Origin of the sequence: Pseudomonas cichorii (genome assembly GCF_019719005.1) — a bacterium.
Classification (GTDB): domain Bacteria; phylum Pseudomonadota; class Gammaproteobacteria; order Pseudomonadales; family Pseudomonadaceae; genus Aquipseudomonas; species Aquipseudomonas cichorii_E.
The window spans coordinates 24,196-33,042 of sequence record NZ_JAIGPJ010000047.1; the positions used below are offsets into that span (position 1 = coordinate 24,196).

The 8,847-nt window shown below is 57.3% G+C and carries 7 protein-coding genes and 1 pseudogene; 1 reads left to right on the forward strand and 7 read right to left on the reverse strand.

The window, feature by feature from the left end:
- Positions 1-103: 103 nt before the first annotated feature.
- The 4 genes from K5D32_RS23755 to K5D32_RS23770 form a co-directional block, all read right to left on the reverse strand.
- Positions 104-1,282, reverse strand: coding sequence for an acyl-CoA dehydrogenase family protein (locus K5D32_RS23755; RefSeq protein ID WP_221602033.1), 1,179 nt, complete (start codon positions 1,280-1,282; stop codon positions 104-106).
- Positions 1,279-2,631: an LLM class flavin-dependent oxidoreductase gene (locus tag K5D32_RS23760; RefSeq protein WP_221602034.1), complete on the reverse strand. Its 1,353-nt coding sequence runs from the start codon at positions 2,629-2,631 to the stop codon at positions 1,279-1,281. The genes K5D32_RS23755 and K5D32_RS23760 overlap by 4 nt, the downstream gene beginning before the upstream one ends.
- Positions 2,632-3,067: 436 nt before the next feature.
- A complete protein-coding gene (locus K5D32_RS23765; RefSeq protein WP_221602035.1) occupies positions 3,068-4,651 on the reverse strand; it encodes a rhodanese-related sulfurtransferase in 1,584 nt (527 codons plus the stop codon).
- A complete protein-coding gene (locus tag K5D32_RS23770) occupies positions 4,648-5,256 on the reverse strand; it encodes a cysteine dioxygenase (RefSeq protein WP_221594867.1) in 609 nt (202 codons plus the stop codon). The genes K5D32_RS23765 and K5D32_RS23770 overlap by 4 nt, the downstream gene beginning before the upstream one ends.
- A gap of 229 nt (positions 5,257-5,485) precedes the next feature.
- Here K5D32_RS23770 and K5D32_RS23775 point away from each other — a divergent pair, with 229 nt between their 5' ends.
- The gene (locus tag K5D32_RS23775; RefSeq protein ID WP_216703738.1) at positions 5,486-6,391 is read left to right on the forward strand and encodes a LysR family transcriptional regulator; all 906 of its coding nucleotides are present in this window, start codon (positions 5,486-5,488) and stop codon (positions 6,389-6,391) included.
- 60 nt (positions 6,392-6,451) lie between these two features.
- Here K5D32_RS23775 and K5D32_RS23780 read toward each other — a convergent pair whose 3' ends face one another.
- From K5D32_RS23780 to K5D32_RS23790, 3 genes and pseudogenes are all read right to left on the reverse strand, one after another.
- Positions 6,452-7,540 (reverse strand): LLM class flavin-dependent oxidoreductase, encoded by a 1,089-nt coding sequence (locus K5D32_RS23780; protein ID WP_216703737.1) that lies wholly within the window; start codon positions 7,538-7,540, stop codon positions 6,452-6,454.
- Between the two features lie 180 nt (positions 7,541-7,720).
- The gene (locus tag K5D32_RS23785; protein ID WP_221602037.1) at positions 7,721-8,419 is read right to left on the reverse strand and encodes a permease; all 699 of its coding nucleotides are present in this window, start codon (positions 8,417-8,419) and stop codon (positions 7,721-7,723) included.
- Positions 8,420-8,427: 8 nt separating this feature from the next.
- Positions 8,428-8,847: pseudogene (locus K5D32_RS23790) on the reverse strand (hypothetical protein); the annotation flags it as partial.

Sequence of the window (8,847 nt, forward strand, 5' to 3'; positions counted from 1 at the left end):
GAATGTTGCATTTTTATTTTTGTTGGCGTCCTCACGAAGTTGGTCGTGAAAACGCCTCTCAATTAGAGTGATCATCATCGGAAAAGACGATCGGATGATGTTTCTATAAAGGCGTGCTGCGCGCCGCGAAAACGGACTTGCCCACACCCTGAAGGACCACGTCGTTTTGCGGCGTATGGACCCTCCCACACAGCACGTTGCGGTAATGCCGTTGCAGCGGATTGCTGCGCGACAGGCCGGGATTGCCAGTCGCTTCAATGGCCAGCTCTACAGCGCGAAGGGCATTGCCGGTCACCAGGTATTTGATCTGCGCGGCATTTTTCGGTGGGACCAGGCCCTGGGCGGCAGACTCCAACAGGTTCTGATTGGCGAACAGCAAGGTATCGATATGCCCGACAGCTTCCTGAAAGCGGGGCAGGGTCGACAGTGTGGCTCCAAGGTTGGACGGCTTGCGCTGTTCCAGCCATTGCACCAGCCAGTCTCTGGCCGAGTGGGCGATACCGTCATAGACCGATGACAGCAGCACCGACATCCACAGCAGGCCCGAGGCATCGAGCTCCGGCTGTGGCGCACTCCAGCGGCTGACGCTGACTGCATGTTCCAGCGGCACCAGCACATCCTCGAAAATCACTTCATGGCTGCTGGTGGCACGCATCCCCAGGTGGTCCCAGTCCTCGACTATCCTGATGCCGGGCGTGTCCTTGTGTACCAGCCAGGCACCGACCAGGGGATCTTCATCGTCGCTGCGAGCCCAGACGCTGAACCAGGTCAGGCCATGGCTGCCGGTGGAGTAGATCTTGCTGCCGCTGATCCGCCAGCCTTCTGCCGTGCGGCGGGCGGTAGTCGCGGGCAAGCCGCCGCGAGCCGGGGTTCCGAGATCCGGTTCCACACGCAGGGCATTGATCAGCGCACCATCCTGCACGGCCTGTTTCGCGACCAGCACACGTAAATCCTTTGGCCAGCTTTTGCTTTCCTGTAAACGGGAATGCTGGATGTACTGCATGACCAGAATCAGCGCTGTGGACGGTTCACCCTTGGCAACTGCGCTGACGGCTTGCAATGCCTGAACCAGATCGGCGCCACCGCCGCCCAGGTCAGCGGGCACCGTCAGGCCCAGCAGGCCGTGTTCATGCAGCAGACGAAAGTTGGCGTGAGGAAATTCGCCGCTGACATCGTAGTGCTCTGCGGTTTCGGCCAGTTGGGTGGTGATCTGCGCGAGCCGGGCGGTGAAGGCCTCGGCTGATTCGGCAGTGTGCTGTGGACGAAGCTGGGAAAGGCTCATGCCACGGCTTCCTCTCTGGCGTTGACGGCCTGGGTGTCCGGTGCATGGCGATTGACCGGAACCGACAGACCAAAGTGCTCGCGCAGGGTGGCACCTGTGTATTCGCTGCGGAACAGGCCGCGTTGCTGCAACAGCGGCACAACCAGTTCGGTGAAGTACTGCAGGCCATCCGGCAGCAGCGAGTTGATGATGAAGCCATCGGCTGCGCCTTGCTCGAACCAGGTCTGCACAGCATCGGCGACCTGCTCGGGCGTGCCGACGAAATCGCGACGCGGACGCGAGAAATACAGCGCAACTTCACGCAGGGTCAGGCCTTCGTCCCTGGCCAGTTGCTTGATCCGGTCCGAACCGCCTTTCTGGCTGTTGGAGCCCAGGTCACCCAGCTCGGGGAACGGCTCATCCAGCGGGTACTGGCTGAAATCGTGATCGTTGAACGGACGGCCCAGCGCCACGATGGCATCTTCGATGGACACCAGTTCCACGGCTTGCTGATAGCGGCTTTCGACTTCAGCTTCATCGCGGCCAACGATCGGACGGATACCCGGCAGAATCGACAGCTCGTCCGGGTTGCGGCCAAATCCGGCGGCACGTTTTTTCAGGTCTTGGGAATAGGCTTTGGCATCTTCAAGATTTTCGGCATGAACAAAGATGGCGTCGGAATATTCCGCCGCAAAATTGCGCCCGTCCTCGGAAGTGCCGGCCTGGAACAGTACCGGATGGCCCTGGCGGGAGCGGGAAATATTCAGCGGACCTTTGACCTGAAAGAACTCGCCTTGATGGTTGAGCGCATGCAGCTTGCTCGGGGTAAAGAATTCGCCGGTCTGCTTGTTGCGGGCGAAGGCGTCGTCTTCCCAGGAGTCCCACAGGCCCTTGACCACCGAGACGTGTTCTTTGGCAATGCGATAGCGAACCGCATGGGGAGGGTGCTCGCCCTTGCTGAAGTTGTCGGCAGTGCCGCTGAGCCATGACGTGACCACGTTCCAGCCTGCGCGACCACCGCTGATATGGTCCAGCGAAGCGAACTGCCGGGCGACCTGAAAGGGTTCTGTGTAGCTGACCGTAACAGTCGCTACCAGTCCGATGTTCTGTGTGGTTGCAGCCAGCGCAGAGAGGATGGTCAGCGGTTCGAAACGGTTCAGATAATGCGGACTGGATTTTTCGTGGATATGCAGGCTGTCGGCAATGAATACGAAATCGAATTTCGCGGCTTCAGCCAGTGCAGTCTGCTGTTTGTAGAAACCGAAATTCACACTGGCATCCGCCAGCGCATCCGGATGACGCCATTCACCCCAACCGTGCCCGACGCCGTGAACCATGGCTCCGAGTTTCAAGTGACGTTGTGTGCTCATGTCGAATGCTCCTGAATGGATGTCGTGGGCTGACGGATCTGAAGGTCAGCAGTCCCTGCCTGGGGTGAATGAGATTGAATTTATTCCTATAAGAAACTTATGTGAAGTATCTTTTGGTTATATGCTAATTATGTAATTAACTGATTTTCAGTTTTAATAATATAAATATTATTAATTTTATTGGGGTGGATTCATCCGAGAAATGGGTCGTTTGCAGCATGGTCATTCGCGAATGAATTCCTACTTTTCTGTACAGACTGTGTGAAAACTACTGCGCTCGGCCATGCTGCGTTGAAAACAGGCTCGGAATGCTCATTTACAACACGTAAACTCCGCTTCCTCGCCTGTTTTCGCCTTGCCTGACCTTCGCTCGCTACGTTTTCACACGGTCTGTGTAGGAGCGGATTCATCCGCGAAGAGGCCGTTCAACGCACAATCAGATCACATTGAAACCATGGGTCCCGTCACGGCCCAGTTGCTCGACCAGACCGAACTCCCAGTCCAGATAAGCCTGCATCGCCGCGCGCGGCGCATCGGTGCCTTCATAAGGTCGGCGATAGCGATCGATGCGCGGCGAAGCCAGGTGACTTTCGCCGTGCTCCAGCGGCAGGCCTGCCTTGATCCAGCTGGCCGTACCGCCGTTAAGCAGGAACACCTGCTTGCCGGTCAAGGCTTCCACTTCGGACACCACAAGTCGTGCCAGACGGCTGCTTCCGCAGGTCAGTACATAACGTTCGACGTCTGGCACTTTGGTCAGCGCCTTGGCCAGATCCGCCCGCAATGTCCACCAGGCGCCGGGGATGTGCTGCTTGACGTAGTTGGCGCTGGCAGTGAAGTCGAGTACTGCGACATGACCATCGGCCTGCCATTGAACCAGGGTTTCAGGGCTGATTTCCTCGACCTGAGGCGGTGCAGGGAAGGGCGCATCCCAGTCACCCGTTTCGCTGAAGTCTGCCGCTTGCAGATCATCGATCACAAACACTTCCCAACCCAGTTGGGCCAGCCAGGAAGCCGACATGTTGGCGCGCACGCCGTCATCGTCCACCAGAACCAGACGCGCGCCCCGTACGCTGGCGAAGTGATCGGTTTCCTGCACCAGTTGTCCGCCGGGCGTGGAGCGGGCCGAAGGCAAATGGCCCTTGGCAAATTCTTCCGGGGTGCGCACATCGAACAGATACGTGGTGCGCGAAGCATCGGCTTGCCAGCGTTGCAGGTCGTCGCGGCTAGCGCGCTGTACGCCAGCCTTGTCAGCGACCTTTCGCGCATCGGCACTCGCCACTTCTCGGGTGTCTTCGCTGACTGCCGCGAAGCGACGTGCCTGACCGTGATCCAGTGTCTGACCGGCCAGCAGCCAGCCAATGGTGCCGTTGCGCAATGCATGGATGCGGTTGGGAAGGCCCGCGTTGACCAGCGACTGAGTCCCAATGATGCTGCGGGTGCGTCCGGCGCAATTGACGATGATCCGGGTATCGGGATCGGGCGCCAGTTCTCGTGCGCGCAGCACCAGTTCGGCACCCGGCACGCTGATCCCGCTGGGGATGCTCATGGTCTGGTATTCGTCATAGCGGCGCGCGTCCAGCACCACCACATCAGCCTTGGCATCGAGCAGTGCCTTGACCTCTTCGGCCGACAGGGAAGGAGTGTTGCGATGATGCTCCACCAGTTCGCCAAAGGCCTTGCTGGGCACGTTGACGTCGATAAACAGTTCGCCGCCTGCATCGCGCCAGCCCTGCAGGCCGCCTTCAAGCAGCTTCACATCGCTGTAGCCCAGGCTTTGCAAACGTTGCAGCGCAATCTGCGCCAGGCCTTCGCCATTGTCATAAAGGGTGATGGCTGTGTCGCGGCGCGGAATGCGCGAGAACACCTCCAGCTCCAGCTTCGACAGCGGAATATTGGCTGCAAACAGCGGATGCGCTTCAGCGAACGGTGCTTCTTCGCGCACATCCACCAACGCGGTTTCCCGGCGCTCCAGCAGCGCCTGGCGAATGTCGGCAAAGGATCGGGTCGATTGTGTGGTCATTGGGCTTTGCTCTCTTTTGACAGGTCCCAGATATTCGGGAGAAAGGCGTTGGAATAACCGGAAATGAACAGTTTTTCGCTGCCGTCCGGCTCATAGACGGCACGCTTTACCGCGCCGATGTTGGCGCCGTAGACATGAATGCTGATCGACACCTGATCGCTGAAGGCATTACTGACTTGATGCACGTCGTTGCTGCGTGGCGACAAGGCTTCCACGTGGCCGGGCTCCAGGCGAATCGCCGGGCCTTCACGTTCCAGACGTCCCTCGGGGCTGCGAACAAAACCCTGTGAGTATTCGGCTCCGCGCAACATGCCGATCAGGCCCCAGACCCGATGGTCGTGAATGGGCGTGCTCTGGCCAGGTCCCCAGACGAAACTGACAATCGAGAAGCGTTGCCGGGAATCGGCATGCAACAGGAATTGCTGATAACGGGTCGGGTCGGGGATCGCGAATTCGTCAGGCAGCCAGTCGTCGTGGCTGACCAGTTGTGAAAGCAGCTTGCCGCCACGATGCAAGAGATCGCCCTCGCGGGGGTTACCGTCGATAAGCTCGGCCAGTGCACCGATGAAGGCCCTGAGTCGTTCCGGGTGTCGAGTCTGTGTCATATCCATTCCAGGGCTGGTTGATGCCTGAATGGATGTAAACATAATGTGGAATCTTAATATGCTATTTTTTTATGATTAGGTTATAACGAAAAGCTCTTTAATGCTTTTTTGGGAGTAGCGCGATCTGCAAATGAATTCGCTTCTGTCGCTTGATGGCAGCTATTCAGAATCCTGAAATCCCACTATGCTTTTTGCCTATGTTCTTTTTATATTTTTATGTGCGGTCCGAATGAAAATTGATGATATCGATGCTTTCGTTGCAGTGATCCGTTGCCAGTCGATCAGCCATGCGGCGGATTCGCTGGATCTGACTCAGCCCGCAATTACCCGTCGGGTACAGAATTTCGAGCAGGCGCTGGGTGTCGAGTTGTTCGACCGTAATACCAAGCCGCTCAAACCCACGCCCATAGGCATGCAGGTTTATCAGAAGTGTCTGGCGATACTGCGGGAAATGGATTCACTTCGTGAGCTTGTCGCCAGTGATACTCCGCCTAGCGGTTTGTTGCGCCTGGGCGTGCCCCAGACTATCGGCGATGTGGTGCTGCTCGATGCCCTTAAACAATTGCGTGGCGAATTCCCGGACCTGCGCGCCCAGGTGGTGACCGGCTGGGGCAGCAACCTGATCGGCAAGATCGAGAATGGTGAACTGGATGCTGCTGCAGCGCTGTTTCCGGCAGGCAAGATCTTCCCGGAAAACATCATCGGGCAGTCCATCGGCAAAGTGGAACTGGTGGTGGTATGCGCCAAAAGCGCCGTCACGAAGAAGCCCGGCAAGCTGGCTGACTGTTATGAACAGGGATGGGTACTCAACCCGGACGGCTGCGGATTCCGTGCGGGGCTGCAGCGCACCTTGTCCGATCAGGGCCTGAACCTGAAGGTCAATCTGGAAACCTTCGGCACCGAACTGCAACTGGGTCTGGTTGCCGATGGCATGGGGCTGGGCCTGGTGCCACGTCCCTTGCTGGAGCGCAGTGCGCATCGCGAGCAACTGGCGGTTCTGCCGCTCAAGGACTTCAAGCCGGTGATGGACCTGTGGCTGGTCTACCCGCGCTTCCTTGGCAACCTGCAAGGGCCGGTGGAGTCGTTCGGTGGTCTGGTGGCAAGGTCGTTGAAGCAGGAGCAGGCTGCGGCGTGAGGGCTCGCGAATGACCCCTTCACACAGTCTGTGTGGGAGGGGTCTTGGCCGCGACGGCTATCAGGCAACCCTTTCCCGAGCCTGACGCTCACGCTCTGCAACCAGCTCACGGGTCAGCGGGATCAGTTTCTTGCCGTAATCGATCGCATCGTCCAGAGGGTCGAAACCCCGGATCAGGAACGTGGTGATCCCAAGGTCGTAATAGTCCAGCAGCGCCTCAGCGACCTGCTCCGGTGTCCCGACCAGCGAAGTGGAATTACCCTGGGCCCCTAGAAGGCCTGCAATGCCGGTCCAAAGACGCTTGTCCAGACGCGCACCCTGAGCCGCCGCAGCCAGCAGGCGACGTGAGCCTTCATTCGGCGGTTCGCGGCGCACGAAGCCATTGCTCTGGGCCAGGGCCGTGGCTCTTTCCAGAATACTGTCGGCCCGCGCCCAGGCTTTCTCTTCGGTCTCTGCCAGAATCGGTCGCAATGACAGGCTGAAGCGAATGGTACGGCCATGCTTTGCCGCTTCGGCGCGAACCTGTTTGACGACATCACGCACCTGCTCATAAGTCTCGCCCCACAGCGCATAGACATCGGCATGCTTGCCCGCAACGGCAATGGCGGCGTCCGACGAGCCGCCGAAGTACAGCGGGATATGCGGCTGCTGTGGCGATTTGACCTGCGAATGAGCGCCTTCGAACTGGTAGTAAGTGCCTTGATGATCGAACGGCTTGTCGCTGGTCCACTCCTGGCGCACCACACTCAGGTATTCATCGCTGCGGGCGTAGCGTTCGTCTTTGCCGATATGGCTGCCATCGGCGCGCAGCTCCTTGTCATCCCCGCCGGTGATGATATGCACGGCGGTGCGTCCTCCATTGAAGACATCCAGCGTCGCGAACTGACGTGCAGCCACGGTCGGGGAAATAAAACCCGGACGATGGGCAATCAGGAACTTGAGTCTGGTCGTGACGCTGGCGGCATGAGCTGCGACGAAAGCACTGTCAGGGCTATTGGAGTGATACGCCACCAGCGCCCGGTCGAAGCCTGCCTCTTCATGAGCCCTGGCGACCTTCTCCACGTAATCGGGCTGGATGGTCGGGCCGCTGCGGGGATGGATTTCAGAACCGGGTTGGGTCGCGATATAGCCGATGAATTCGATGCTCATGACAACTCCTGCCAATGGTTGAGGTCCGTTCGACCTTGTCCAGAGCACCTTAAAGTGCGGCAGCATCCTCTGTGAAATTCGATTTTGGTCTAAGTTAATTATAAAAAATATGCATCATTATTCTTTTGAATAATCAGTTGGGTGAAGGTTTCGTCTGAGCGACACGCAACGTAAATCCTTTCACCATTCCCAGTCTTTTTCAGTGAACTCAGCCGTGGGCGGCAGGGCAGAATGCAGGAATTGCAGGTACTGCTCGAACAGGACCTTGGTGGGGAAACGCGCTTCAAATCCCAGTGTGGTGTCCGTGCGATGGGTGATGATCATGGAGCGTTTCCGATCCACCGTGACAAAGTTGTACTCGTTCCAGGGCAGGCTTTCCTCGTTGTGAGTCGGGTTCTCCCAATTCAGCAAAGTACGCGCTGCCCCGATTGAAATGGCGGCTGGGCCGACCAGGAAGAGCAGCGAGCCGGTGGCGAGCGCGACGCCGAGAAAGAGCAGGATGGTGAAAATGGCGATGCCTTTGAAGAGCGGGCCTGCGAAGTTCGGGTAGTAGTCGTAGTACTCGACAGATCCTCCATTGAGTGTGATGTGGTAGTTAAATATAGCCTTCTGCCTGACTGCAAATACAATCAAATAAGTCCCAAATACTATAGGTGCGCAGCCGAAGGCTATAAGCATACCCAGAGCTTCCGGCAAATCATCCCACAGCAACCATATGCAATAAAGGAATGGGAGAACACAGGCCGCTGCTACAGCAAGATAAGCTTTTTTGAGCTCCTTTGGAGAACACTCGATTGTTTTTATGCTCCATATCATTACAGCTACATCGCTGCTGAAGGTTTCGTTCTGTTCTGTACTGCAGGCTGCTATATTTTTCATAAAATCTCTTATTCTGGAAGAGCAAGGATCAGTGCGTTGGCATGGCTTTTTTTACTGACTTCAAGTTGTGTGGGAATTGAGCCATCTACAACCATACTGCCCTCTTGGCTTAGCTCTATCTGGTAAATATAGCTTTGAGATTTTTGCCCTGAAGCACTCATCTCATTCGGATACCAGATTTGCAACTCGATGTAGGTGGCCTCTTCCCTGAGCGGAACCCAGGTCTGCCAGATGACGTCCTCGCCCGCAGGAAAAATCGGGAAATACAGATCCGACGGGCGATAGGGCTTTTGTTCATTGCCGAGCCTGCCGAACTCCTTGAGCGGAGTAAACTTGCCAAACTCTTCAAATTTATCCGCAATGGGTGTATTGGTTTCCTCCGTAGGCAGAAAACCGAAAGGTCGTGTACTGCTGATTACGTTAAGCTG

Bases quoted from the DNA above. Each gene is read 5' to 3' on its own strand.
- K5D32_RS23755 (WP_221602033.1), bottom strand. From the start codon at position 1,282: ATGAGCCTTTCCCAGCTTCGTCCACAGCACACTGCCGAATCAGCCGAG.
- K5D32_RS23760 (WP_221602034.1), bottom strand. From the start codon at position 2,631: ATGAGCACACAACGTCACTTGAAACTCGGAGCCATGGTTCACGGCGTC.
- K5D32_RS23765 (WP_221602035.1), bottom strand. From the start codon at position 4,651: ATGACCACACAATCGACCCGATCCTTTGCCGACATTCGCCAGGCGCTG.
- K5D32_RS23770 (WP_221594867.1), bottom strand. From the start codon at position 5,256: ATGACACAGACTCGACACCCGGAACGACTCAGGGCCTTCATCGGTGCA.
- K5D32_RS23775 (WP_216703738.1), top strand. From the start codon at position 5,486: ATGAAAATTGATGATATCGATGCTTTCGTTGCAGTGATCCGTTGCCAG.
- K5D32_RS23780 (WP_216703737.1), bottom strand. From the start codon at position 7,540: ATGAGCATCGAATTCATCGGCTATATCGCGACCCAACCCGGTTCTGAA.
- K5D32_RS23785 (WP_221602037.1), bottom strand. From the start codon at position 8,419: ATGAAAAATATAGCAGCCTGCAGTACAGAACAGAACGAAACCTTCAGC.